This is a genomic window from Bacillus sp. NP247 (assembly GCF_018966865.1).
In the GTDB taxonomy this organism is placed as follows: Bacteria; Bacillota; Bacilli; order Bacillales; family Bacillaceae_G; genus Bacillus_A.
This window is the reverse complement of record NZ_CP076653.1, coordinates 4,733,319-4,760,054: the sequence shown is the minus strand read 5'-3', so window position 1 is coordinate 4,760,054 and position 26,736 is coordinate 4,733,319. Positions and strand designations below refer to the sequence as shown.

General features: G+C 34.5%; 27 protein-coding genes, 1 pseudogene and 1 other annotated feature. Of the genes and pseudogenes, 10 read left to right on the top strand and 18 right to left on the bottom strand.

Features of this window, described 5'->3' with window-relative positions:
* Positions 1-379: 379 nt before the first annotated feature.
* The 8 genes from KPL75_RS24795 to KPL75_RS24765 form a co-directional block, all read right to left on the bottom strand.
* Positions 380-1,258 (bottom strand): class I SAM-dependent methyltransferase, encoded by an 879-nt coding sequence (locus KPL75_RS24795; RefSeq protein WP_219918233.1) that lies wholly within the window; start codon positions 1,256-1,258, stop codon positions 380-382.
* A 121-nt stretch (positions 1,259-1,379) separates the two neighbouring features.
* Entirely contained in the window at positions 1,380-1,592 is a 213-nt protein-coding gene (locus KPL75_RS27560) for a hypothetical protein (protein ID WP_002148354.1), read from the bottom strand.
* A gap of 17 nt (positions 1,593-1,609) precedes the next feature.
* A complete protein-coding gene (locus KPL75_RS24790) occupies positions 1,610-1,951 on the bottom strand; it encodes a DUF2085 domain-containing protein (RefSeq protein WP_219918232.1) in 342 nt (113 codons plus the stop codon).
* A gap of 143 nt (positions 1,952-2,094) precedes the next feature.
* Positions 2,095-3,783 (bottom strand): arginine--tRNA ligase, encoded by a 1,689-nt coding sequence (gene argS, locus KPL75_RS24785; RefSeq protein WP_219918230.1) that lies wholly within the window; start codon positions 3,781-3,783, stop codon positions 2,095-2,097.
* A gap of 45 nt (positions 3,784-3,828) precedes the next feature.
* Positions 3,829-4,043: a binding site (T-box leader), on the bottom strand.
* Between the two features lie 40 nt (positions 4,044-4,083).
* Positions 4,084-4,860, bottom strand: a complete 777-nt coding sequence (locus KPL75_RS24780) for a class I SAM-dependent methyltransferase (protein WP_219918228.1) — start codon at positions 4,858-4,860, stop codon at positions 4,084-4,086.
* Between the two features lie 49 nt (positions 4,861-4,909).
* A complete protein-coding gene (locus tag KPL75_RS24775) occupies positions 4,910-5,344 on the bottom strand; it encodes a BrxA/BrxB family bacilliredoxin (protein WP_219918226.1) in 435 nt (144 codons plus the stop codon).
* A gap of 82 nt (positions 5,345-5,426) precedes the next feature.
* The gene (locus tag KPL75_RS24770; RefSeq protein ID WP_219918223.1) at positions 5,427-5,810 is read right to left on the bottom strand and encodes a thiol-disulfide oxidoreductase DCC family protein; all 384 of its coding nucleotides are present in this window, start codon (positions 5,808-5,810) and stop codon (positions 5,427-5,429) included.
* 3 nt (positions 5,811-5,813) lie between these two features.
* Positions 5,814-6,941, bottom strand: coding sequence for a conserved virulence factor C family protein (locus tag KPL75_RS24765; protein ID WP_219918222.1), 1,128 nt, complete (start codon positions 6,939-6,941; stop codon positions 5,814-5,816).
* A 259-nt stretch (positions 6,942-7,200) separates the two neighbouring features.
* On the opposite strand from KPL75_RS24765, the gene KPL75_RS24760 reads away from it, so the two are divergent.
* From KPL75_RS24760 to KPL75_RS24750, 3 genes are all read left to right on the top strand, one after another.
* On the top strand, positions 7,201-8,334 hold the full coding sequence (locus KPL75_RS24760; RefSeq protein WP_219918220.1) for an FAD-dependent monooxygenase: 1,134 nt from the start codon (positions 7,201-7,203) through the stop codon (positions 8,332-8,334).
* A 31-nt stretch (positions 8,335-8,365) separates the two neighbouring features.
* Positions 8,366-8,806: a hypothetical protein gene (locus KPL75_RS24755; RefSeq protein WP_258236991.1), complete on the top strand. Its 441-nt coding sequence runs from the start codon at positions 8,366-8,368 to the stop codon at positions 8,804-8,806.
* Between the two features lie 76 nt (positions 8,807-8,882).
* Positions 8,883-9,473, top strand: coding sequence for a TetR/AcrR family transcriptional regulator (locus KPL75_RS24750; RefSeq protein WP_219918218.1), 591 nt, complete (start codon positions 8,883-8,885; stop codon positions 9,471-9,473).
* Between the two features lie 53 nt (positions 9,474-9,526).
* Here the strand turns inward: KPL75_RS24750 and KPL75_RS24745 are convergent.
* From KPL75_RS24745 to KPL75_RS24720, 6 genes and pseudogenes are all read right to left on the bottom strand, one after another.
* Positions 9,527-10,860 (bottom strand): IS3 family transposase gene (locus tag KPL75_RS24745; protein ID WP_258236975.1). Its coding sequence is split into 2 segments (ribosomal slippage): positions 9,527-10,473 and positions 10,473-10,860, totalling 1,335 coding nucleotides; the frame shifts between segments, so codons are not numbered across the junction.
* Between the two features lie 125 nt (positions 10,861-10,985).
* Positions 10,986-11,330 carry a single-stranded DNA-binding protein gene (locus tag KPL75_RS24740; RefSeq protein ID WP_016094152.1) on the bottom strand — a complete coding sequence of 115 codons (345 nt, stop codon included), beginning with the start codon at positions 11,328-11,330 and terminating at the stop codon, positions 10,986-10,988.
* A 161-nt stretch (positions 11,331-11,491) separates the two neighbouring features.
* Positions 11,492-11,747 (bottom strand): annotated as a pseudogene (locus KPL75_RS24735) (DUF4318 domain-containing protein).
* Positions 11,748-11,844: 97 nt separating this feature from the next.
* Entirely contained in the window at positions 11,845-12,576 is a 732-nt protein-coding gene (locus KPL75_RS24730; protein ID WP_048372457.1) for a Bax inhibitor-1/YccA family protein, read from the bottom strand.
* Positions 12,577-12,651: 75 nt separating this feature from the next.
* Positions 12,652-14,547 (bottom strand): ABC-F family ATP-binding cassette domain-containing protein, encoded by a 1,896-nt coding sequence (locus tag KPL75_RS24725; protein ID WP_219918216.1) that lies wholly within the window; start codon positions 14,545-14,547, stop codon positions 12,652-12,654.
* Positions 14,544-15,191, bottom strand: a complete 648-nt coding sequence (locus KPL75_RS24720; protein ID WP_085310812.1) for an HD domain-containing protein — start codon at positions 15,189-15,191, stop codon at positions 14,544-14,546. The genes KPL75_RS24725 and KPL75_RS24720 overlap by 4 nt, the downstream gene beginning before the upstream one ends.
* A gap of 109 nt (positions 15,192-15,300) precedes the next feature.
* Between KPL75_RS24720 and KPL75_RS24715 the strand changes: the two genes are divergently transcribed.
* Positions 15,301-16,119, top strand: a complete 819-nt coding sequence (locus KPL75_RS24715; RefSeq protein WP_219918214.1) for a hypothetical protein — start codon at positions 15,301-15,303, stop codon at positions 16,117-16,119.
* A 229-nt stretch (positions 16,120-16,348) separates the two neighbouring features.
* Here KPL75_RS24715 and KPL75_RS24710 read toward each other — a convergent pair whose 3' ends face one another.
* The gene (locus tag KPL75_RS24710) at positions 16,349-16,624 is read right to left on the bottom strand and encodes a stage V sporulation protein S (RefSeq protein WP_000427797.1); all 276 of its coding nucleotides are present in this window, start codon (positions 16,622-16,624) and stop codon (positions 16,349-16,351) included.
* Between the two features lie 531 nt (positions 16,625-17,155).
* Here KPL75_RS24710 and KPL75_RS24705 point away from each other — a divergent pair.
* A complete protein-coding gene (locus KPL75_RS24705; RefSeq protein ID WP_219918212.1) occupies positions 17,156-17,740 on the top strand; it encodes a preprotein translocase in 585 nt (194 codons plus the stop codon).
* Between the two features lie 194 nt (positions 17,741-17,934).
* Here the strand turns inward: KPL75_RS24705 and KPL75_RS24700 are convergent, their stop codons facing one another.
* A complete protein-coding gene (locus KPL75_RS24700; protein WP_219918210.1) occupies positions 17,935-19,536 on the bottom strand; it encodes an esterase/lipase family protein in 1,602 nt (533 codons plus the stop codon).
* A 552-nt stretch (positions 19,537-20,088) separates the two neighbouring features.
* Here KPL75_RS24700 and KPL75_RS24695 point away from each other — a divergent pair.
* Positions 20,089-20,928 (top strand): arylamine N-acetyltransferase family protein, encoded by an 840-nt coding sequence (locus tag KPL75_RS24695; RefSeq protein WP_219918209.1) that lies wholly within the window; start codon positions 20,089-20,091, stop codon positions 20,926-20,928.
* A 144-nt stretch (positions 20,929-21,072) separates the two neighbouring features.
* Here the strand turns inward: KPL75_RS24695 and KPL75_RS24690 are convergent, their stop codons facing one another.
* The gene (locus KPL75_RS24690) at positions 21,073-21,282 is read right to left on the bottom strand and encodes a hypothetical protein (RefSeq protein WP_219918208.1); all 210 of its coding nucleotides are present in this window, start codon (positions 21,280-21,282) and stop codon (positions 21,073-21,075) included.
* Between the two features lie 208 nt (positions 21,283-21,490).
* Positions 21,491-21,643 (bottom strand): exosporium protein ExsG, encoded by a 153-nt coding sequence (gene exsG / locus KPL75_RS24685; RefSeq protein ID WP_000395673.1) that lies wholly within the window; start codon positions 21,641-21,643, stop codon positions 21,491-21,493.
* A 208-nt stretch (positions 21,644-21,851) separates the two neighbouring features.
* Here exsG and KPL75_RS24680 point away from each other — a divergent pair, with 208 nt between their 5' ends.
* The 4 genes from KPL75_RS24680 to nirD all read left to right on the top strand — a co-directional run bounded on the left by KPL75_RS24680 (position 21,852) and on the right by nirD (position 26,680).
* Positions 21,852-22,775, top strand: a complete 924-nt coding sequence (locus KPL75_RS24680) for an excalibur calcium-binding domain-containing protein (protein WP_219918205.1) — start codon at positions 21,852-21,854, stop codon at positions 22,773-22,775.
* A 203-nt stretch (positions 22,776-22,978) separates the two neighbouring features.
* Entirely contained in the window at positions 22,979-23,686 is a 708-nt protein-coding gene (ric, locus tag KPL75_RS24675) for an iron-sulfur cluster repair di-iron protein (protein WP_219918202.1), read from the top strand.
* 256 nt (positions 23,687-23,942) lie between these two features.
* The gene (gene nirB, locus KPL75_RS24670; protein ID WP_219918201.1) at positions 23,943-26,348 is read left to right on the top strand and encodes an NADPH-nitrite reductase large subunit; all 2,406 of its coding nucleotides are present in this window, start codon (positions 23,943-23,945) and stop codon (positions 26,346-26,348) included.
* 14 nt (positions 26,349-26,362) lie between these two features.
* Complete coding sequence (gene nirD / locus KPL75_RS24665) at positions 26,363-26,680, top strand: nitrite reductase small subunit NirD (protein WP_098776459.1); 318 nt, start codon at positions 26,363-26,365, stop codon at positions 26,678-26,680.
* Positions 26,681-26,736 lie beyond the last annotated feature (56 nt).

Genomic DNA, 26,736 nt, shown 5'->3' with positions numbered 1-26,736 from the left:
CATTTACAAGCAGTATTCTAACCTACTTGCTTAGATTTTACACATCATATAGTATGCATTCAACTAAAACCTCATATAATGAACGATATTATTTAATATTATTCAAGTTTATAATTAAATATCTTAAAAGCGATGATTTTTCTCGGTATTTTGTTTAATTCGATGTAATATTGTATGTTCTTAAGAGGTCATTCTCAGTAAATGAAATTATATTAATGATTTTTTAAATATATCTATCTTCTTGAATAGCTAGAATATGAGGAGCAACATTTTGAACTTCCTCACAAATAGCCTCTAATCTCTCTGACCACAAAGTTTGATGATTCCAAATGTTGAAGGTAGCAATTCTCATTATATTCCTACTTTTCTAATATTAGATTTATCTCCTTATTTCACCGTATGTAATTTTCATATTAGGAGCGTACACCAAAGAAGAATGTATATGAAACGCTTCAAAAAATCGCAGTTCTGCTTCGTATTGAGCTAGCGCTTCAATATCTGTTAAACCTCGACTCATTAAACGGTCTATAAATTGTTGTTTTTCACCTGGATTACTAGCAATCCCCTCTTCTTTTAGAGAATTATATAATCCTTGCTTATCATTTTGGGTTATATTAGAATCTAAAAAATTCACTTTATCGCTTACTCTGCATTCAATATTCTTCACACCTAATTCACTTAAAAACATCGGTATTTTCATACCAATATTGCCGTCTTTACCACTTCTATGTGTATCTTCTTCAAATAGCTTCTGCAAAACACCAAGCTGGATAATTTCCGATTGAATTACTCCATCTAGCATGTATGAAGACATATTAGAAATCCAATGTGGTTCAAAACATATTATCTTTCCTCCCTCCTTAATTGAATTTATCATTTTTTGCAACATTGTTTTGGGCGAATTCATATGTAATAAGAAAGCATGACTGACAGCTATATCGTATTTATTTTTCAATTCAATTTCTGTAGCATCCCCCTCAATAAATTCTGCCTCATATGGGAATGTACGAAACAACTCTCTCGCTTCAGCTATTAATGTTTCTCCTCTATCAATCCCTGTGTACTTTGATCCAACGGGAAGTAAAGGTAACAAAATTAAACCTAAATAACCATATCCACAACCATAATCAACAATATGTACGGGTCCAGTAATCTTCCAAACTGAATTGACTAAAAAACGGAAATAATCATCGTTATAATATAAGTCTCTCGTATTTCTTAAATACTCTAGCTTACTATTCCAATCATACTCTTCCAAGTCCAACGCCTCCTTTTATATACACAACTAAAGTTCTCCATTTAATAGTCACATTCCTACACTTCTAATAAAAAAAGCTAGTATACCTTAAACGATACACTAACTTTCCCACTCACATAATTTAACAATTACAATCAGTATAATCGGTACAAGCTAATGTACTGCAATCACAGTTTCTATGTTCGTCATTTCTTTTTAGGTGAAAATAGAGTAACACAATAAATATTGTACAAATAACAAAAGCAATTATTGCTTCTATATTTCTTTCATGAATGAGAAAACCAATCCCGCTTCCTCCTGAAATAAGAATTAGAACTGAGTAGATCCAAAACATGTAAAATTCTCCTTCCGTTAATATATGCTTTTAGATGTTATCCATATAATGCTAGAGGCAATAAATAGCCCCATACCATTACCGCTTAATAAACCGGTCGTTACTCTTAGTAAATTTGTGCTGCTTCTCCATTTCCACTTTTGGGTGAATCCATCAATAAGTAACGGAATTTGAGCAGAAAATGATAGTATTATTGCCAAAAGAAATGAAGGTGTCATATAAAAATAAATTGGAAACATTAAAATACCGATAAGCATGCCTGTACAACGCGCACATAAAGGTATGTGTTTTTGTAGTTTAAGAAAACTTCTTTCCACTTTTCTATGGCAAGGAATTTGTAAAATAAAAGCTCGAATCAATATGAAACATCCTCTCTAAAAATATTTTAATTGATTTTGCAAAAGAATTATATATTAATAAAAAACAACCCAGGTTCATCCTAGACCTGGGTTGTCAGTTCGCTGCTATAATATACTTGGGTTAATAATGATTATATTCTTATTTACATCTCCTCAGGAGCTTCTACCCCAAGTAAACGTAACCCCTCTTTCAATACAACCGTCACAACATAAGCTAATGCGAGTCTACTGTCTTTTTCTTCGTTCTCTTCTAAAATACGAACATTCCCATAATATTTATTAAATGATTGCGCTACATCTAATACGTATTTTGAAATAATAGATGGCTCATTTTTGTTGAAGGCCGCTTCAATTACTTGCGGGAATTTGTTAAGTAATTTTACTACACTCCAGCTGTAATCGTCTTTTAATTCAAAATTACACGTTTCAAATTCAACACGTTCTTTTCTTAAAATTGAACAAGCACGCGCATGTGTGTACTGTACATATGGTCCTGTTTCTCCTTCAAATTTCAACATATTTTCTAATGAGAATTCGATATTATGCATACGCTCATTTTTTAAATCGTGGAAGATAACTGCTCCAACACCGACTTGCTTTGCCACTTCTTCTTTTTGTTTTAAATTAGGATTTTTCTCTTCAATATTTTGTTCCGCAAGTGCAACAGCTTCTTCTAGCACTTCTTCTAATAAAATAATTCTGCCCTTACGTGTCGACATTTTCTTACCGTCTTTTAATATAAATCCAAACGGTACATGTTCCATTCCGTCAACCCAGTTATAACCAAGCTTTTTTAATACAGTGAAAAATTGATTGAAATGTAGGCTTTGTTCTGGGCCTACAACATATAACGCTTTATCAAATTCGTATGTGTTTTGACGATACAAAGCAGCTGTTAAATCACGCGTTGCGTAAATGGTAGCACCATCTGATTTTCTAATTAAGCATGGCGGCATACCTTCTTCTTCTAAATTAACGACTAATGCCCCTTCTGATTCTTCCAGTAAGTCGTGCTCTTCTAAAATCCCAATAAAGTCTTCCATTTTATCGTTATAGAAAGCTTCTCCTTGAAAATTTGTAAATTCCACACCGAGAAGTTCATAAATGCGGGAAAATTCTTTTAAAGATTCATGACGGAACCAATTCCATAGTTCGACTGCTTCTTCATCACCTTCTTCTAATTTTTTAAACCAAGCACGACCTTCTTCTTCTAGTACTTTGTTCTCTTTTACTTCTTCATGAAACTGAACATATAGCTTAAATAACTCACGTATTGGATCCTCTTTAACTATTTCTTCATTTCCCCATTTTTTATATGCGGTAATTAACTTTCCAAACTGTGTTCCCCAATCCCCAATATAATTAATTCCGACAACTTCATACCCACATTTTTCTGCGATATGCTTTAATGAATTACCAATCATTGTAGAACGTAAATGCCCCATTGAAAAAGGTTTCGCGATATTAGGAGAAGAATAATCGATAACTACCGTTTTTTCACATCCAAAGTGATTTTGACCGTACTCTTCTTTTTCAGCTAAAATTGTTTTTAATACTGCATCACTTACAGTTTCACGATTGAAAAATACATTTACATAAGGACCAACGGCCTCTACTTTCGTAAAGAACGGATCCTTTAATTTCTCCGCCACTTCCTTTGCGATAATAGCTGGTGCTTTTTTATATTGCTTCGCTAGTGAAAAGCATGGGAACGCTGCATCTCCGAATTCATCTTGTTTCGGTGTTTCAATTAAATCTAAAATTTGACTTTGTGTTAATTCATTCGCAAGAATATTCGATACACTTTCCGCAAACTTTGTTTTATACTCCATACTACAACCTCCTTATTTTTTGAAACACAAAAAACTCGTCTCTAAAAAAGAGACGAGTTTTAACCCGTGGTACCACCCTTGTTGTTCATTACGAACCACTTTCCCGTTTATAACGAGGACAGGGGGCCTCGGCTTACTCTACTATTCGTTCAAGAAGCGTCTCCGAAGTGCGCTTCATCTTTTTCTTCTGCACTAGGCTCACACCATCCCTAGCTCGCTTTCCTTCTGAAAAAGACTACTCTCTTCATCACAGACAGTATATTTAATTAATTATTGCTTATTATACATCTTTTCAAACAATTAGCAAGGGTCAATTACACCAAAATGAAACTTAGCACTTTTTCTTTTGTATACATAAAAATTGTGTTTTTCAAATCTAGAACTACGGAAATGATCTTTCAGAACGACACCTTTTCTCGCCACACGCTTCGCTTCCGCAATTGTTTCATCAGTAATATCATGATACAAAGCGAAGTGTTTTAATCCTTTAATTCCATCTGATTCGATGACCGTTTCTTCAAACATCGGATCAAGGTAAACAACATCATAACTATTATCTTCACATTGCGTTAAAAATGCGAAATGCTCCGTTTGCTGTACATCGATTCTTCGCATCGCCCCGTCAATTTCAGATACGGATGAAGACCATGTTTGCAGGCCTTTTTCCATTATGTAAGCCATATATTCGTTACCTTCAAGTCCTGTTACTTTTCCATTTTCACCAACAATATAGCTAGCAACAATACTATCTGATGCCATACCGAGCGTACAATCTAATACTGTCATTCCGCTCTCTAATTTAGCTGCTTGTACAAACGGATCGTGTTCTCCGCGCATTAACCTTTTCACACGAAACATCGCTGAGTTTGGATGAAAGAAAAACGACTCTTCCGTTCCTCTCGGATAAATAGCTAATCGGTTTTTCCCTACAACAAGCACATCTTGTTCATACTGCTCATGTAGTTTATGTACTGGTATGTCATTACGTTTAACGAAAGAACGATTTAATTCTGCTGCTACCTTGCTTGCATAATCTGTCATTTCTTTGTTGGTTCTTCCTGCTGTTGTTACAATCATTGTTTCACCTCTATATAAAGAAAAGAGGGAGATATACTCTCCCCCTTCTTTAGCAATTCTTTTCGAAAGCTTGTTCTAAGTTCGTAATAATTTCGTCCATAGTTGCACCTTCAATTTCATGACGGTGAATGAAGTGAACAACTTCTTTTCCTTTTAATAATGCCATAGATGGTGAAGATGGAGGAATTTCTCCGAAGTATTCACGCATTTTTGCAGTAGCATCTTTATCTTGACCTGCGAATACAGTTACAAGATGATCAGGTTGTTTTTCAGCACGAACAACTGCTTGACCTGCTGATGGACGCGCTAAACCAGCTGCACAACCACAAACAGAGTTTATAACAACTAATGTTGTACCTGTTGCATTCTCAATAAATTCTGTTACAGCTTCTTCTGTAGTTAACTCTTCAAATCCAGAACGCACTAACTCTTGGCGCATTGGAATTACCATTTGGCGCATGTATTCTTCATAAGCATTCGACATCTTGTATCTCTCCTTCAACTTTCATTCCAAATTCATCATATCACGCTCTATTAATAGGTGCAAAAGAAAGATAGTGACGTTTTCATTTTTTTGAAGGGATTTCACAAACCCCTTCGCGGCAATGTCCGACTGGGACAAGTTTTCTATTGTTAGCGATATAATCGTATACTTTACTTCCAAATCCAAGTACGATAGATAGTTTTATAAAAGGCACTACAAACCAATAAGATGGAACGGCCTTCGCTAATACGTTTATGCTATGAATTCCGTCATACCATTTATTATTTTTTAAAATATACATTCTTTGTTCCATCTTACTTTGTAGTTCTTGAGAAAGATCATACTTCTTAACTACATCATCATCTCGAAATGAAACAAATGTCATTTTACCCTTTTTATCTAATTTCTTCGTACGCTCTGCCACTGCAGTACACATCGGACACCAACTATCATAGAAAACAATCATATATTATTCCCCTTTACGAGACTCCGTCATTTGCTTCCATACAGAACCTTTTGCTTCTTCGCCGCCTTCAATACGTTCTAAAGCTAAACGTGCTTGCATTGCTACTTCAAACTCTGGATCATCTTCTGCTACTTTTAATGCCGGAATTGCACTTTCATCACCAAGTTCAAATAAGAACATTGCTGCACGCCAACGTACTAATTTACTTGAATCTTTCAGAGATTTAATCATAACGAACATCGCTGCTGGGTCACCTACATCCGATAAGCAATCTCCCGCTGTACGGCGAACACTTACAGAACGATCTAATAACGCTTTATATAATAACGGCAATACGCCTTCACTTTTTACCATACCTAAATAAGCTGTTGCTATGCGGCGGATAGATACTTTTTCATCGTCTAACGCCATTTTCAACACTAGAATATCCTCTTCAGTAGGATCCATTTGCTCTAAAGCTGCAAAACGGTTTTTCCAGTCAGAATCTTTCATCATCTCTTCTGTTACTTTATATGGCTCACGCTTTTGAATCGTTACTTCAACTGCCCCAGCCTGATCTAATAATTCTTTAACCGTTTCATTTACACGTTCTTCTGAATAAGCAGCAACAATTTCTTCTACTACTTCTTTCCCGATTTCTTCAAAATTACCGTAACGTGTACTTTGCTCTACCCACTTACGTTCTTTCACAACGTTAGGTGCAGACATTTGCACTTTCATAATGGATTCTTTAAAACGATCAGGTAAGCCTACACGCTCTTCTGTCGTTCCATCTGTTAACTTCACTTGCATCGGAATAGTAAAGAACATTTGAACAAACACTTTCACTTCTCCAAAATGAGAAATTTGCTGTTCTTCACTTTCTTCCACTATTTCTTCACCGAAAACAGCACGAACTTGTTGTAATAAAACTTTCCAGTCATACTTCGCATTTCGCTCCACTGCTAAAAAGTCTGCAACATGATACACACCTTTAATGCCCTCAATCTTCAAAATTTCTTGCACTTGCACTGGTGCTTGTTCTGCATTTTCATTCGTATAATTATTACGCGCTCCTGATGGTAGTACTTCATTCAAAATAACTTTCATTGTATTTGGACTTGGCGTCGGTTCAATTGCTTTAATTTTCACGTAAAATAACTCTCCTTTATTGCTTGTTCTTAGATTTATTGTAACATGTTATCACTCTATACTCCTACTCGGGTGCTTAATTTTACTAATTCCTTTTCTACATTTTATAGAAGTTTAATTATTTCTATTTTCACCTATTCGTTCCGAAACTATAGTTAAAAGTCTAATTGACAATAACCAAAAAAAGTATTAACCTTAACTCATAAAATGACCATGGTCATTTTATGAGTTAAGTCACTTAAGTGTGGAGGGATAACAAATGAATAATGTCATAATTATTGGTGGTGGTATTGCTGGTCTTTGCGCAGCAATCTCCTTACAAAAAATAGGATTAAATGTAAAAGTGTATGACAAAAATATTGAACCTACTGTTGCTGGTGCAGGTATTATCATTGCCCCAAATGCAATGCAGGCACTTGAACCATACGGAATTTCTAAGCAAATAAAAAAATTTGGGAACGAAAGTGACGGTTTTAACCTTGTGTCAGAAAAAGGATCTATATTAAGTAAATTGACCATTCCAACTTGTTATCCAAAAATGTACTCCATTCATAGAAAAAATTTACATCAATTGCTTCTTTCAGAACTACAAAAAGGTACTGTCGAATGGGGAAAAGAATGCGTAAAAATAGAACAAAATGAAGAAAATGCCTTAAAAATATTATTTCAAGATGGTAGTGAAGCACTCGGTAATATACTCATTGCTGCTGATGGTATTCATTCTGTCGTTCGAAAACAAGTAATACAAAGCGATGGTTATCGTTATGCCGGATATACGTGTTGGCGCGGCGTAACTCCAGCTCATAATCTTTCTTTTAAAAATGATTTTATTGAAACTTGGGGAACAAACGGTAGATTTGGTATCGTTCCTCTTCCAAACAACGAAGTATATTGGTATGCGCTCATAAATGCTAAAGCTAGGGACCGAAAATACACAGCATACACAACAGCAGATTTATATAATCATTTCAAAAGTTACCATAGTCCTATCCCAGATATTTTAAACAATGCATCGGACGTTACTATGATTCATCGTGATATTGTAGACATCACTCCAATGAAACAATTTTTTGAAAAACGCATCGTCTTTATTGGGGATGCTGCCCATGCACTTACACCTAATTTAGGTCAAGGAGCTTGTCAGGCAATTGAAGATGCTATTATTCTTGCTGAATGTATCAAAAATAACGCCCACTATCGTCAAGCATTTATAGAATACGAACAAAAAAGACGAGATAGAATTATAAAAATCTCAAACACTGCCTGGAAAGTTGGAAAAATGGCGCAAATGGAAAGTAAACCTTTAACTATACTAAGAAACCAAGTAATGAAACGTATCCCGAAATGGATTTCTGAAAAGCAAGCTCATGAACTATACAGTTTTCATTTATAACAAAAAACTATAACGAACAGTGGCGAAAAGTATGAACAGAATTCTTTCTACCCTTCTTTCAACTGCATTAATTATTAATTTACTTGGGTGTACTTCTTCTCCTTCAAATAAAGAAATTTCAAAACTAGCATTGAAAACAGATGAAATAACAGATGTAAAGTTGTTAAATATGAAGGAAAATAATACAGTAAAAGCCGAAACAAATAATAAAGGGTTTATTGTACAAATGCTTAAGTCTATTCAAGCAGGTACACCTAAAGAGGTTTCTTTAACTAAACAAACTATGGAATCCGTATCAAGTAAACTGGAAATTGTATATGAAGATCAATCTATAAAAACTTTATTAATTTTAGTAAATGATGAAGATACAATTACAATAATGGAAAACTCTAACGCTACATCCACAAAGGGCGTTCGAATACAACACGACCTAAAAACTCCTATGATTGTATTAAACTTCATTAAACAGTAAATTTGTTTATGAAATACAATTTCGTTTGAGATTATCTAATAAACAGATATAATTGTTTGTGTTAGGAGTCGATTATATGCTTAGAGAAACGAGAAAAAAAGAATTAAAAGAACTTATATTCCTAAAAGCAGTACAACTCTTCCAAGAACGTGGGTACGAAAATGTAACGGTTCAAGATATTACTACTGCATGCGGGATTGCAAAAGGAACTTTCTTCAACTACTTTCCGAAAAAAGAAAACATATTATTATTTTTAGGTGATTCTCAAATTGAACTATGGAATGAAAGTTTAAAAACATATGCAAATGTGGAACATCCGAAAGAGCGAATCAAACTTGTTTTAGGTGATTTACTGGATCGATTTACTGGACATGGTGAATTAATGAAGCATGCCGTCTTTGAAATTATTAAATCTAACTACTTAGTAGAAAATGAATTAAAAAGTATACACCAGCTAGAAGAAAGTTTGTCTTCTATTATTAAAGAAGCGAAAGAGACAGAAAAATTACACAGTCCATGGGGTACAAATATCATCACTTCTACTATTATGAGTACTTATTTTTATACACTAATGTCCCACTCGCTATTACACGCTAATGAAACAAGTGCGAAAAATATACTTAATCAACAGTTGGATATTGTTTGGAAAGGTATCAATCAAAAATAAAAGAGGGCTCTGCTACTAATCTGTACCCTTTGTAAAGGACATTTTAAAAAAAGTTAGGCGGCATCAAGAAGATGATTTCTGTATTCAACAGGAGTCATCTTCTTTAAATTCCATTGATATCTATGCTGATTATAGTATTTCATATAGTCTTTAATTTCTTGTTTTAACTGAGGGAAAGACGTACAAGTTTTTATGTGTGCTTCATCTTTAAAGTGCCCGAAAAAAGATTCTTGAGGGGCATTATCCCAACAGTTTCCTCGTCTTGACATAGATTGTCCCAGCTTTAATTTTTTGACTAATTTTTGATAAGTAGGACTTGTGTAATGAGCTCCTTGATCTGAATGAATATAGGCACCTTCCGTTAATCGCACTCTCTTATTCTTCTTTAGTTTGTGAAGAGTCGTCGTTGCGATATCTAGTGTAAGTCGTTCTGAAACATGATACGCCAAAATTTCATTTGTGGACCCGTCTAGAATGGTAGATAAATATCCTTTCTGATTCTTACCATAAAACAGGTATGTGATATCTGTCAGAAGTACCTTTCCAGGTGTACCTTGCCTGAATTCTCGCTTTAATTGATTCGGTACCACGAAGTGTTCTTTCGTCGCTTTCAACATTCTTTTATAGGGATTCGCTTTACGAATGGGACAGATTATCCCATATTTTTTCATGATTCTACGGATACGTTTCAAATTGTAGACAACTTGAAATTGACCCGCCAATGTCATTTTGATTTGACGCGCCCCTTTCTTTCGATTTTTAAATTGAAATGCCTTTAATATGAGTTTCTTCACCACTTCATCTTGATGTATTCTTTCTTCTCGCCTACTTTGAGAAGTGGTGGAAAAATAATTATAGTATCCAGAACGCGAAACACCTGCAATTTTACACAAATATCTCACCATATTTTTTAGGCTATATTTTTCAATAATAGAACGAATTAATAGGTACTTTTGACTAGGTTGTAACGTTATTTTTTTCCCATCCTCCCTTCCATAAATTTGATCTTTTTTAACAGCTCATTTTCAGCTTTTAATAAGTTTCGTTCCGCTTCCAAACGTGCATATTTCTCTTCTAATGTAAGCTCTCTTTCTAGCTTTCTTCCCGAGTTTTCCTTACGTGTATCTCTTAAACCAAACACACCATTTTCCTTATAGGAAGTACGCCATCTATTTCCTGATGACACAGCACGTTGTAGACCGATGATGTCTATATCAAATCCACATTCTTCAAAAATAATACGAGGTGGTTTTCCCTTTTCATTTTCTTCAATAAAGATACGTTTAAATTCATCTGTGTAGGTAATGCCTTTCTCACTTACAGATTTTACGTATGGATTCTTCGATAGGTTTTGTGTTTCCTTTGTGGTGAATAATTTTTTTGTCATTCTGAATGTTCTCCGATTCTAATTTTCTTCTTATTATACAAGAAATACCCTATCGAATAGACTTTTTTAAGTGTCTATTCGATAGGGTACAGTTTATACAAAGCCCTCTTTTATTTTAATACTCCTTATTTCTTATGCGATGCCCCCTCCCTCCTTCTCTCCAAAAAGGTAATACTCTCAATCACAACTTCAGTTCTATATATTTTCTTTCCTTTCTCATCATCATAATTATTCGTATGAATACGCCCTGTAATCCCAACAAGTGACCCCTTCGTACAATATTCCGTTACATTTTCAGCCGACCTTCTCCAAACAACACAATTTATAAAATCCACTTGTTGTTCACCTAAACTATTTCGAAACCCTCTATTCACCGCAACACATATTCGCGCATAAGCGACACCTTGTTTTGTGAAGTATAATTCTGGCTCCTTTGTCAATCTACCGATTAATACAACTCGATTCATCATAAGTTATACCACCTCACATATTTTTCTTCATTGTAAAGAAAAATGTTTGAAGGGTAAAAAGCGCAAAATAATATGTTTATAAGTAAAAAGTATTACTTTATATCTTACAAAAGTAAAAAAGAAACCCTACATATTTTAAACATGTAAGGTTTCAAGAAATATTATACTTCACTGCAAGATATGTATATATCCTCCACGAGCCATCTTTATTTTAGCGCGATACATTACATTTTCTAAGTAGAAAGTAATCAGTTTAACTTTACTCTCAAACTTTAATTGTTCATTACATTCAGCCCCATATCCTTCAATAGCTGAAAGAATGACTTCTGCTGACGGATATGTTAAAGCGTCATCTAGTTCTATGAAAAAACTTTTAGAAAATAGTTTTTTCATAATTCCTTTTTTCTCTTTCATCATATTCCATCCCCCTTCAATTCAAGTCGCCAACATCCATATTTTCAATTTATCTTTAAAAACAAAAAAAACCTGCATATTTCATGCAGGTTTTTTTTCATTAGTCATTTTTCGTAAAGTAAGAAACGAAACGAAGAATTTCTAAGTATAGCCATACTAGCGTCATCATTAGACCCATTGCACTGTACCATTCCATATATTTTGGAGCTTGGCTACGTGCACCGCTTTCGATTAAATCGAAATCTAGTAATAAATTTAATGCAGCAACTACAATAACAACCGCACTAATGATAATACCGATTGTACCGCCCTGGTGAATATATGGAACAGTTACACCGAACATGTTTAATAAGAATACGATTAAATACATAACCATAATCCCCATTGTAGCGGCAATTACACCCGTACGGAATTTATCAGTTACTTTTACTACGCGCGTTGCATATAAAACTAACATCGCAAATAGAATAGAAATTGTTAGTAATACAGCGTTTAAAACGATAGTATCGCCAAATTTCATTGTATAAACCGCTGAAATACTTCCTAATACTACCCCTTCTACCGCTGCATAGATTGGTGCACCGATAGGTGATATGCGTGGGAAGAATATAGACGCAAACGCAACGATTGCCGCAATAACTAAAGCACCAATTAATACTGGCATCTTCATCGTACCTTGCGTCATCTGTATGTATGAATAGACAGACGTTGCAAGCAGCAAGATAAGCATGATAAACGTTTTGCCTACTGTTCCGCCAATAGTCATCGCAGAAGCATTTGCTCCCTCTTTACGGAATGCCTCTTTTTTCAACATTGGATTAGATGTTCTCATTTTTTCCCTCCTAAAATAGGTTCTACCAATAGTGTAAAGTTTTTCTCTTTACTTTTCAATATATGCAGCTTGTTTTTATTTTAAACCTTCAACGATGTCTGATAACTCACTCCATCTTTCCATCGCTTTTTCTAGCTCTTCTTCTGTTTTCTGCTGTGCTTCAGATAATTCTTGTGCCTTTGTGAAATCAGATCCAACTTTCGCAAGTTCTTCTCCAATTGACTCAATTTTCTCTTCTAGTTCGGCAATTGTATCTTCAATTGTTTCCCATTCACGCTGCTCATTGTATGAAAGTTTACGTTTACGTTGTTGTTTTGGAGCTTCTTCTACTACTTTTTTTTCTTTTTGAACTTCCGCTTTCTCAATAAGTTCTTTCGTTTTTTCCATTTCTAAATAATCTGTATAACTACCTAGGAATTCACGCACTTCGCCCTCGCCACTAAAGATGAACAATTCATCTACTACTTTATCTAAGAAGTAACGGTCATGCGATACAGTTAAAACGACACCTGGGAAATCTTCTAAATAATCTTCCAGTACTGTTAATGTTTGTGTATCTAGATCATTTGTAGGTTCATCAAGTAATAGTACGTTTGGTTCTCCCATTAAAATACGTAATAAATATAAACGTCTTCTTTCGCCACCAGATAGTTTACCAAGCGGTGTACCATGTGAATGCGTCGGGAATAAGAAACGTTCTAACATTTGAGATGCACCAATTACTTTTCCGTCTGTCGTATGAATAACTTCTGCAATCTCTTTAATGTATTCAATCATACGCTGATTTAAATTCATCTCTTCATTTTCTTGCGTATAATAAGCAACTTTTACAGTTTGTCCTACTTCAACTTCACCACTATCAGGAGATAGTTTTCCTGCAAGCATATTTAATAGCGAAGATTTCCCGCTTCCATTTGCTCCGATGATTCCGATACGATCACCAGGCTTCACAATATGATTAAAGTTATGTAATACTGTTTTATCACCAAATTTTTTCGTTACATCTTTTAATTCAAGTACTTTCTTTCCTAAACGACTTCCACTTAATGCAATATCAACTGATTGCTTCGCTGCTGGTCCTTCTTGTCCCTTCAGCTCATCAAAACGCTGAATACGCGCCTTTTGTTTCGTAGAACGGGCTTTTGCACCACGGCGAATCCAAGCAAGTTCACGACGATATAAATTTTGGCGTTTTGATTCTTGTGCCGATTCTTGCTCTTCACGAAGTGCTTTCGCTTCTAAAAATGTACTATAGTTTCCTTCGTAGCTATATAGTTTACCATTATCTAATTCAAAAATACGGTTTGCTACACGATCTAAGAAATAACGATCATGGGTTACAAGTAATACCGAACCTGTATATCTTGCTAAATATTCTTCCAACCATTCAACTGTCTCATGGTCAAGATGGTTCGTAGGCTCATCCAAAATTAATAAATCAGGTGTTTCAATAAAACATTGCGCCATTGCAATACGCTTTTTTTGTCCACCAGATAGGTTTCCAACAGTTGCAGTAAAATCTGTAATTCCTAATTTCGTTAAAAGAGATTTCGCATTTGCATTTGCTTCCCATGCACTCATTGCATCCATACGTTGCTGCACTGCAAATAATTGTTCCTGTACTTTTTCATTACTTGGATCTTTTTCAATATTTAATAACGATTGTTCATAATCACGAAGAAGACGAATTAAAGGTGTATCACCATGGAACACTTGCTCTAATACTGTTAGTTTTTCATCAAACTCTGGTTGCTGTGATAAATAACTAATGGTGTAACCACGTGAATGCGTCATATCACCTGTATCAGGAGTTTCTAATCCTGCAATAATTTTTAATAATGTCGATTTACCAGTACCGTTTACACCAATAATTCCGACACGTTGTCCTTCTGTAATACTACATGATAATCCATCAAATAACGGTTTTTCTCCATATGATTTCGATAAGTTCTCCACAGTTAACATTTTCATATTTGTGCATTCCACTCTTTCATAAATTGTTCAATAAACTGTTCCATATAACGATGACGAATTTCAGCCTCTTGTTTTGCTGCATTCGTGTTCATCAAATCTTTTAGCTTCAAAAGTTTTTCATAAAAATGATTTAAAGATGGATCATTATTTTTTCTATATTCATCTTTCGTCATCACTTCTCGAGGCGGAATAGTTGGATCATACATTAATCTCCCTTTCGCCCCTCCGTATGCAAATGTACGAGCTATTCCAATTGCACCAAGAGCATCTAAACGATCCGCATCTTGAACAATTCTCCCTTCAAGTGACTCAACTGTGCCACCATGACCGCCCTTATAAGACATATTGGCGATGATATGAAGAACATGCTTACTTTCCTCTTCTTCAACACGTAACTCTTCTAACCAATCAGAAACTTTTTTCATTCCTGCTTCTTCACTCTCATTTAACTTCTCATCTGCTACATCGTGAAGTAATGCTGCCATTTCAATTATAAAACGATTTCCCCCTTCTTGCTCGGATAAAGAAATCGCCAATTTATGTACGCGTTCAATATGATACCAATCATGCCCACTCGCATCTTTTTCTAAAATATGCTTTACGAAAGTTATTGTTTTTTGTATTTTTTCTTGTTTTATCATTTTATCTTCACCCAGTTACTTATTGTAACACGCCCGCATTTTTTCATCACATATTTTCTTGTCCGCCCATACACTAGGTGGTAGGCATCATTATGAAGGAGGAATCAACATGTTCTATAATAATCAACCACCTTACCCACAACAACCTCTTTACCCTCAACATCAGGAGCAAAGATATGCTGAACAATATGAGGAGCAAGAAACACAACATGAAGAGCCCCAATACGAACAAAATCCATACGCTACACCGCAAAATCAAGAACAACAAAATCCATACGACACACGTCCAAATTATGAATATCCTCAAAATCCGTATGCGGTACCGCAAGCTCAAGAACAACAAAATCCATATGACACACGTCCAAATTATGAATATCCTCAAAATCCATATGCATCACCACAAAATCAAGAACAACAATATCAGCAAAATCCATATGCAGCACCGCAAACTCAAGAACAACAAAATCCATACCCAACTCAGCAAAATCAAGAACAACAATTTCAACAAAATCCATATGTAACTCAGCCACAACAACCACAATACCAACAACAAATGTATCAACCAAACTATGACGCACGTGTCTCACCACCTAAACCACCAACAATTGATCCGACGCAACCACAAATTTTACCACCAGGTCCGACTTTAGATATTACACAACCACAAATTTTACCACCTGGGCCTATTACAGAACCGACTCAACAACAAATCCAACAAGTTGTCGGTACACAATTTTTACCTTTAAAGAAACCTGTATTAGATTTCGTAAAACCTTGGGTAGATTATGGCTTAAATGAAGCGAAACATACATCACATCAACACGCTTTAACTGAGGTTGCTGCGATTATGTTCTTAGTTGGTAAAGGATTTAATCCGACGATTGCACATTATATTGTGGAATCTTGGGAGAAGAATGAGCAGTTTTAGTATTTATTTAAAAAAACATAAAAACTTCAAAAATGCCAAATCCCTTATTATACAAAGGATTTGGCATTTTTAAGTTTCTAGAAAAATCCGATAAATATAATTGGAAATTAAAAGTCATGAATCCGGTACAATACTGTATCCAATCCCAAGGAACTGTCAAATGAAATAACGTGTCTAACTTTTTGGAGTCTATTGACCTTTTCAAATCTCCTTATATTAGTGCTCGCTATTAAGACCTTTTTCTTCTAGGACCTACAATTAATTTGATTGCTGTTCTTTCTTGATTATCGATAGTAACCTCTTGAAACGCTGGAACAAGAACCAAGTCAATTCCACTTGGAGCGACAAAACCTCTTGCAATCGCAATCGCTTTAATCGCTTGATTTAAAGAACCAGCTCCAATTACTTGGATTTCTACATTGCCACTTGCTCTTAGTACACCCGCTATGGCACCTGCCACTGAATTCGGACTTGATTTTGAGGATACCTTTAATATATTTTCCATGTAAGTTGCTCCCTCTATTATTTAATCTCTCTTTTCTTACTGTTTGAAATATAACTAACGTATCTTTAACTACTATTCATGCTAAATACAAACAATTCTGTATAATTACATTCATTCGATATTTTTTTCCTTCTTCCTGCACAACTACATAAATAAAAAGCGACGACTAAGTTAAAAACTTAATCATCGCTTTATCCATTTCTCTGTTTCACTAAAATGCTGTCCTTTAAATACTTCTCTTATTTACTTTGGCGATATACTATCTTAAAGTTTAAATACTTCAACATTTTAAAACCTTGGATAGAGTTATCTGCTAAATATTCACCCTTTTTCTTCTCCAAAATTTATTACATAGAATATTCTAGCTCCATTTTTTTGAAAACTATATCTCCTCATTAGAGCACTTTATATTATGCCAGCTTTTTATCCCAAATCTATTACCTTATATATGGACAAGTATACACGCCAATTGCTTTTCGATTGCATAAACTACTATGTGTTATACATTTATTAATAATAGGAGGTAATATATTGGGTTCATACTATCATTCTTCAAGTTCATATAAAAGATGTTCATGCCACTCTTCTTCTAGTTCATATAAAAAATGTTCGTGCCATCAATCTTCCAGTTCGTATAAAAAATGTTCATGCGACCATTCACATAAATCATCTAAGCCTGCTTACGGCACTTTTTGGCAAACTGAGTTTATCACTGTTCCTTTTGGCGGTTCTTTTCCGTTTAATCACGTTGGCCCTTTGGCAGGAGGAGTTTCCTTACTAAATCCGACTACTATACAATTTAGTAAAGCTGGTGATTATAGAATTTCTTTCATTTCAAGTATTAACACTACGTTAAATCCTGTATTTCCCCATATTCCAGTCATAACTATATTTTTAAATAACAATCCACTTGCTAATAGTCAAGGTGATTTCGCTTTTCAATTGAATACTTCATCAAATAACGAATGCCTTCAACTAGTTGGCGAAACTATTGTTACGGTACCTGCTAATTCAACTCTTCAACTTAGAAATAATAGTGGTTTCAATCATCAAAGTATTGTAACTTGTGATAATGGTATAAATTCAGTTGAATTAACAGTTACAAAACTAAGTTAATACTATTCCCTCACATTCAGATACTAATTTAGTATCTTTTTTTATTGCATAACGTTTTTTGATTCCTATCGTCCTCTTATACAATATAAACTCCCATTTCACTTTTCTATTCATTTACTAAATATGAAAAAGTGCCGAAATCCTTCTATCACAAGAATTCGGCACTTTTTTTATTAAAACCTATTCATTCTTTCCTACTTCTCCACATAAACCGACTTAACTATCGTACGATTATAAGGTTGTCCTTCCTTATTCATCCCTTTTATATCAATTGTAACGTTATATACACCCGGCTGTTCTATATTTTTCAAAGCACCTGTAAATGTAGTTGTATTAATATTTTGCGATTCATTTGATTCAGAAACTAACTTTCCATCTTTATTAATTACTCTTACTGTTACTGAAAGATCGCCTTTCATTTCTGGAGCTACAGGTGATTTTTTGAGTTTATACTCTGCTTTATTTACTTTAACTTTTGCCGGCATTTGAAGGACGAACGGAGCATCTTTTTTGTAATCGGTCACGATTAAATATGCATCTTTCGGCTGCTTCGCCATCATTTTAACTTGCCATTCTCCTGCTTCCATTTTATCAAATTTAAATGTTCTTATAGTCGCCCCTTTAAAGAAAGATTCATCTTCACCAGTAGATACAGCACTATCTTTATTTGTATAAACTTTTCCTTTTGGAGATATTAGTTGTATTTCTACATCCGAAGAAGCTGTTAAAACAGAAACTACCCCTTCTGCTTTTTTATCAACTGCGATAGTTTGTCCTACCCACTGATTTTGTGACAACTCTCCTCCTAAAATAGCTTGATTAGAAGTTGTGTTTAATTGTTCTACCTTTTCCTCTGAACTATTACTCGGGGCTAATAAAGCTGGTACTGGTACATTTGCTGTCCGTAAATATGGTTCAATTCGTGCAAAAACGGCTGAACCTTTTCGTATATTATCATGATCAAATCGTGAATCTGTAAATAAATGTGTTCCATATGGTAACTTAGCACTCCATTCGTTCACTAATCCATCATTAGAACCGTATGATGACAAATACAACCCGCCCATAGATAATGCTGAAAAAACAGGTCCCCAGCTTGTCCCAGTAGCCGTATAGTAACGGTTTAATTTAGCTGCAGGATTATTATCTATTGTAGAACGAAACTTTGCCATTTCACCTATTTGCAATGAGTATGTCCCATCATCTTTTTGACCTAATATAGAAGCAAGCCAACCTGCCCACCAACTATATGATAAATCCGCTAAATTTGAGCCGTGATGCGGTGTCGCAAGTGTAATAACATTCCCAACAAATCGATTCGCACCATATCCAACTAATGCCGCTTGTGTATCTATACCACCTTTACTATGCGCTACAATAGTAACCTTTTTACCAAAATGATTATATATTTCTTCCAGTTTTTGTGCTAACAATTTTCCGTTGTCCCACTGACTAGCCGATCCTTTCCCTGCCGCATCATATAATTGAATAAATACCGTTTGATATCCCGCTTTCAAAGCATAGTCATACATATCATTTATATCGTGATATACAGTCTTTCCATACCAACTATCCGCATTACCATTCCTGCCTTGTACAAAGAGGATTGGAGGCTTATTCTCATCATAATTAGTTGGTTTTTGTCCTAAAAACCAATCACCAGGTGTAAATACTTCTGTATCAGGAAACCCCTTTCCAAGCTCTTTTACAACTTCCGCCCGTACATTTGTGCTAATCGATGGAGCCATGATAAAAAATATAATTAGTAAGGCAACACATCTTCTCATTAATCGCATGTTACTCCCCCCACTTTTTTTGAAAGAAGGTGCTCTTTGTAATAATTTGTATTTTCTCTCCCTTAATAATAGCTAACCTTTTTATTTGAAAAAGATGTTAGCCCTATTTTCAGGTGATTACTCGTACACCCTCTTCCTTAACTCACGTTATTCTCTTCGTTTCCATCTCTTCCTTTTGAGTGAACAAGACAAAAAAGTTTCTCAATAATTGTTAACTTCACTACATCCAGATGTTTTTCAAATCATGATTGTTTATATAAAGCATACAAATCTTGAAAAAATTTTAATAAAAAAACATTTTATTGCTAATTAGTTATTTAAAAACATAATGAAGATATGTATTTTCTTTTCATTACATACAAACGAATTTAAAAGAAGCTTGTATTGTAAGACTTTCCTATGACTAAATATTTAACTGAAATTTCAAAATATATAATCATATTTCCAGAAACATATATTATGATAATTTTCGCAGACTTGAATTAATTTTTTAGAAGTACTAACCTATCGGTGAGCAGAAGAAAATTCTGTAAAAAGAAAGGAGAATGCTTTATGATGACTAATTTGCAAAAGGAGTTTTTTAAACGATTAAAAATTCCCGCAAAAGAACTAACATTTGATGATTTAGATGAGGTCCTCTTAAAAATGGGAATGATTTTCCCCTATGAAAATCTTGATATTATGGCTGGTACGATTAAAAACATTTCAAAAAATAACTTAGTAGAAAAGTTACTTATTCAAAAACGAGGTGGTCTTTGTTATGAATTAAATTCCTTATTGTATTACTTTTTAATTGATTGTGGGTTTCAAGTATACAAAGTAGCTGGTACTGTTTACGATCTTTACGATAATAAATGGAAACCTGATGATGGTCATGTCATTATCATATTAAGCCATAATCATACAGATTATATTGTGGATGCAGGTTTTGCATCTCATCTCCCTTTACATCCAGTCCCTTTTAACGGCGAAGTCATATCTTCTCAAACGGGAGAATATCGAATTTACAAACGAAATACCCGAAAAGGTACACATATTTTAGAAATGCGCAAAGGGGCTAACGGAGAATCTACAAGTTTCTTACAATCTGAACCTTCAAATGAATGGAAAATAGGCTATGCTTTCACAATAGATCCAATAGATGAGAAAAAAGTGAATAACATTCAAAAAGTAATTGTAGAGCATAACGAATCGCCTTTTAATAAAGGGGCTATCACTTGTAAATTAACTGATTACGGTCACATATCATTAACGAAAAAAAATTATACAGAAACCTTTAAAGGCACAAAAAATAAACGACCAATAGGTTCTAAAGAATATGCTCGCATTCTTCGTGAATCTTTTGGAATCACTCAAGAGAAATATGTAGGAAAAATATTAGAAAGAGGCTAGTTGATTAGAAATATTTCATAATAAAGCAGATTCTATATATAGAATCTGCTTTATTTTATAATTTTTTATAACGTAATTCCTTATCAGTGTTACTCTTTTAAAAAATTAGTATTATTAAGCATTTCTTTTTGTGCCATGTATTACTTACATTTCAACTATATACTCATCATCATATTTATCGTATTGTAGCCCTGCTCCTATTTTTGATTCCGTAACTTGATCCCTTAAAAACGGTGCGGCTTCCATTTTGCTAGTTGCAATTTCAATTCCATATTTTTTCGTTAAATGAGCTAACTCTATTAAAAACCACTCTCTTCGCAATGTAACTGGAATATCAAATGTTCTTCTTTTCATATATAATAGCACCTCTTTTATTTTCATAACTTAAAAGAATATCACTTATCAAAACTATCGTTCATCACAAACGCCAATGAAACATTATAGTATATGCATGTCCATTTTAAACGTGCTAATATAAAACACCAATATAGTTTACATAAAATAATTATGTAATAGTAGAAAGAGGAGGCTTGTCCTCCTCTTTCTACTATAGAGATTTAAATTAAGAACATCTTGGTACACCAAAAGCTAAAAATAATGCTGCTACTCCTGCTGTAATAGGTACTTTTAACGTAATTACATCGTCTACCTTCGTTACTAAAAAGTAAGCATTACCTTCTTGTAATATACAATTCACTAACAATTGAAATTCCATTCAAATCTCCTCCTTTCAATCGATATACTATAATTTATGAAATATCTTTAAAAAAGTAATAGGATATATATCCATTTTTCTTTATATTCATATTAATTGTTTATATGTCTATTAAAAATATTAATTTTCGAAATTAATATAAAACGTGTATTATCCAATAAATCCCTATATAATCAATAGAGAAAATCTTACAAATGGAGGTATGAAAATGGCTATTTTAGGTAATATTGGTGTAGCTTTATTTTTGATTGCTATCATTCTTTTAATCTTATGTATCATTTCATTCTTTAAGAAAAATGGAAAAGCAAAACAATATGGTCGTCCTACTGTTATTCTTTTTATGATTTCAATTCTCTTAATAGGAATTGGCACTACAAAATCTGAACACCCAGTCATCGATTTTTTTGCTACTTTAAGTTTCATTTTATTTATTTTTTTCCTTGTTCTAGCAATCTTATCTGTAATTAAGAAAACAGGTGTAGCAAAAAAACAATTTATCCTTACAGCTATTTTATTTGTCCTTTTTGGTGCGTTATCAAGTATTTCAAATCCTTCTTCTGAAAAAACGACAGCAACTAATAAACAAGTCGCTTCTAATAGTGAAGAGAAAAAAGATGACGAAAAAACTCGTAAAGAACAAGAAGATGAGAAACGCCAAGCCGAAGAGCAAGCTCGTAAGCAAGAAGATGAAAAACGTCTAGCTGATGAACAAGCTCGTAAACAACAAGAAGAGCAAAAACGTCTAGCTGATGAACAGGCTCGTAAACAACAAGAAGAGCAAAAACGCCAGGCTGATGAACAGGCTCGTAAACAACAAGAAGAGCAAAAACGCCAGGCTGATGAACAGGCTCGTAAACAACAAGAAGAGCAAAAACGCCAGGCTGATGAACAAGCTCGCAAACAACAAGAAGAGCAAAAACGCCAGGCTGATGAACAAGCTCGCAAACAACAAGAGGATCAGCAAAAAGCACAGCAAGCTCAAACACAACCAGCTGCAAGTAACAATAGTAATGTAACTTACAAAAATTGTACTGAAGTTAAAAATGCTGGAAAAGCTCCATTATATAGAGATCAGCCAGGTTATAGCTCTCACCTTGATCGTGATGGCGATGGAGTTGCATGTGAAAAATAGTAGTAAAAAAGAAGCTTCTAGTAAGCTTCTTTTTTTATTATCAGAAACTATTGCGACGAATTACCCTCCCTCTCCCTTTTATAAAACTCATTTTATTATTCTCAAAAATGACACATAATAAGTGATTTAAATCACCACATTGATTTTAATTTATCGCTATTCTTGATTTAGATATTACATTTAAACTTTATGGAGGCATTCATATGAAACATACATTTACTGAAACTTCAATTATTGGTGAGATTGTAACACAATTTCCGAAAGCTAGTGATCTTTTTAAATCATATAGAATAGACTTTTGTTGTGGTGGTAATAGACCACTTATTAATGCAATTAATGAAAGAAATTTATCGGCAACAGAGGTAATCACAGAGTTAAATACGCTTTATAATAATACGAAACTATTAAACGAATCGGAAATTGATTGGAAAAATGCTTCTTATCGCGAATTGATTGATTATGTTGTAAATAAGCATCATCGCTATTTAAATGAAGAATTGCCACAGTTAAGTCCATATGTGACGAAAGTATTACGCGTTCATGGGGCAAGTCAGCCTCATTTAGCTCAAATTCATAAGCTATTTCATGAACTTAAGATTGAATTAGAACAACATTTAATTAAAGAAGAAACGGAAGATTTCCCATTAATTTTAGCATTTGAACAAAATCCGACTGATGAAAATTATGCAAAATTACGTATAGTAGTAGACAAATTAGAAAGTGAGCATGACCACGCTGGCAATATAATTAAAGAACTTCGTAAGGTGACAAATGACTTTACTCCACCAGAAGGAGCTTGCGGCACTTATCGCCTTGTTTACCAGCGTCTTGAAGCTCTTGAATCTGACTTGTTTGAACATATTCATTTAGAAAATAACATTTTATTTCCCCGTGCAATTACAAAAGCATAAATAAAGTGCAGTGCAGGACATGAGTATAAATGCTCATGTCCTGCTTTTTCATTGTGTGAAAAATATTTATACTTCTCCTCCCCCTCTACCCATATAACCAAATTCCCTTTCGCTTCTCCCTTCACATAAATCCGAATTTTAACAATTTGTGAATCATTATAAAAATGTGATAAATATCACATCTCCCTCTTTTTTAATTTTCTATAATAGAAATATAATTCTTTGTTCAACTTTTCACATAGAAAGGGAAATGAATATGAAAAAACGTTTAGTTATGATCGGGAATGGTATGGCTGGCATACGCTGTATGGAAGAAATATTAAAACATGATAGTGATTTATATAATATTACTATTTTTGGAGATGAACCACATCCAAACTACAATCGCATTATGCTCTCTCATGTTCTGCAGGGAAAAACAAATATACAAGATATCATTATGAACGAATATAGTTGGTACGAAGAAAATGAAATAACTTTATATACAAACGAGAGAGTTCAAAGTATTGACCGAGAAGAAAAAATCATTGTTACAGAAAAGAATCGTACTCTTACATACGACAAACTCATTATCGCAACAGGTTCTAGCGCTTTTATTTTGCCTGTTGAAGGTTCCACCCTTCCTGGTGTGACTGGATTTCGAACAATTGAAGATACACAATTTATGATTAATACTGCTAAAGATAAGAAAAAGGCCGTTGTCATTGGTGGTGGATTACTTGGTTTAGAAGCCGCAAGAGGTCTTATTGACTTAGGAACGGACGTACATATTGTTCATTTAATGCCGAGCTTAATGGAGCAACAATTAGATGCCAAAGCTGCTTCTCTATTGCGTGAAGATTTAGAAGCGCAAGGCATGAAATTTCTCATGGAAAAGAGAACTGTAAAGATTCTTGGTACAGATCATGTTGAGGGTATCCAATTTGAAGATGGTGAAATTGTAAATTGTGATTTAATCGTAATGGCTGTCGGAATACGTCCGAATACTCAAATAGCAAAAGATGCTAGTTTAATTGTAAATCGCGGCATTGTAGTTAACGACTATATGCAAACAAATGATGCATCCATTTATGCCGTTGGAGAATGTGCGGAACATGACGGTATCGCATATGGACTTGTTGCCCCTCTTTATGAACAAGGCGCAATATTAGCAAAACATATAACGAATTTACAAACGGATGGATATGCAGGCAGCATCGTCGGTACGCAATTAAAAGTTGCAGGTTGTGATTTATTCTCTGCTGGTCAAATTTATGAAGATGATCAAACGAAAGCAATATCAATCTTTGATGAATGTAAACGTTCCTATAAAAAAGTATTAATTCGTGACAATAAAGTCGTCGGTATCGTTTTATATGGTGATACTGCTGATGGTACACGCCTCTTTAGCATGTTAAAGAAAGAAGAAGATATACAAGAATATACAGCCACTTCCCTTCTTCACAAAGTTGGTGAAGAAAGTGAACTTGACGTTGCTACAATGAGTGCGGATGACACGATTTGTGGATGTAATGGTGTTACGAAAGGTACAATTGTTCATGCCATTTTAGAGCAAGAGTTAACTACTTTTGAAGAAGTTAAAGGATGCACGAAAGCCGCAGGGTCTTGTGGTAAATGTCGTCCGCTTGTGGAACAAGTTCTAGCTCATACACTCGGAGATGCTTTTGATGCTTCTGCTCAGTCTGCTGGTATGTGCGGATGTACAACTTTATCACGTGATGAAGTCGTAGCGGCAATTCATGAGAAAGGTTTAAAATCGTCAAAAGAAGTACGAAATGTACTCGGCTTTGCACATGAAGACGGATGTTCGAAATGTCGTCCTGCTTTAAATTACTATTTACGTATGGCGATTCCAGAAGAATATGCAGATGATAAATCATCCCGTTACGTTAATGAAAGAATGAATGGTAACATCCAGCATGATGGTACATTTTCTGTTATTCCACGTATGTACGGAGGCGTTACAACCGCAGATGATTTAATGAAAATTGCTGAAGTTGCGAAAAAGTATGATGTTCCTCTTGTGAAAATTACAGGCGCAAGTCGAATCGGTTTATATGGTGTTAAGAAACAAGATTTGCCTAACGTATGGGCTGACTTAAATATGACTTCTGGATATGCGTATTCAAAATCACTTCGTAATGTAAAATCGTGTGTTGGTTCTCGTTTCTGTCGTTTCGGTACGAAAGATTCATTAGGACTTGGTATGCTACTTGAACAATCATTAGAAATGGTAGATACACCTCATAAAATGAAAATGGGTGTAACCGGTTGTCCACGTAACTGTGCGGAAGTACTTACGAAAGATTTCGGTGTTGTGTGTGTTGAAAATGGATTCCAACTTTATATCGGCGGAAATGGTGGTACAGAAGTACGTGAAGCTGATTTTGTAATGATCGTCCCCACTGAAGACGATGTCCTTCGCATCGCTACAGCTTACATGCAATATTATCGTGAAACTGGTATTTATGGGGAGCGCACTGCCTACTGGACAGAACGATTAGGCTTCGATCACATAAAAGAAATACTACAAGATACAAGTATGGTCACTGTGTTAAATGAGCGTTTCCAAACCGCTCGGAGCACATATACAGAAGCATGGGGACAAGCTCTAGAATCGAAGTCATTAAAAGCAATGTATGAAGTAGAAACTGTAAAATAAGGAGCGTGCACTATATGTTACAAACGAAAGAAAAAATAAAAATTATGCGTGCAGGAGACCTTCCTATTCAAATCGGTAAAGAGGTGCAAATGAAAGGTATGTCTATCGCCCTATTCCGCCTTTCAAATGGCGATATTCGAGCTGTAGAAAATCGTTGTCCTCATAAAAACGGACCGTTAGCAGAAGGAATCGTATCTGGAGAATTCGTCTTTTGTCCACTGCATGATTGGAAAATTTCATTAATAACAGGTGAAGTTCAAAAGCCTGATGACGGTTGTATCCAAACTTACGAAGTAGAAGTTATTGATGGTGACATTTATATAAACATGTAATTTACGAAAGGAAGCCTCCTCTGGCTTCCTTTTAAATAAAAATTGATGAGGTGCGA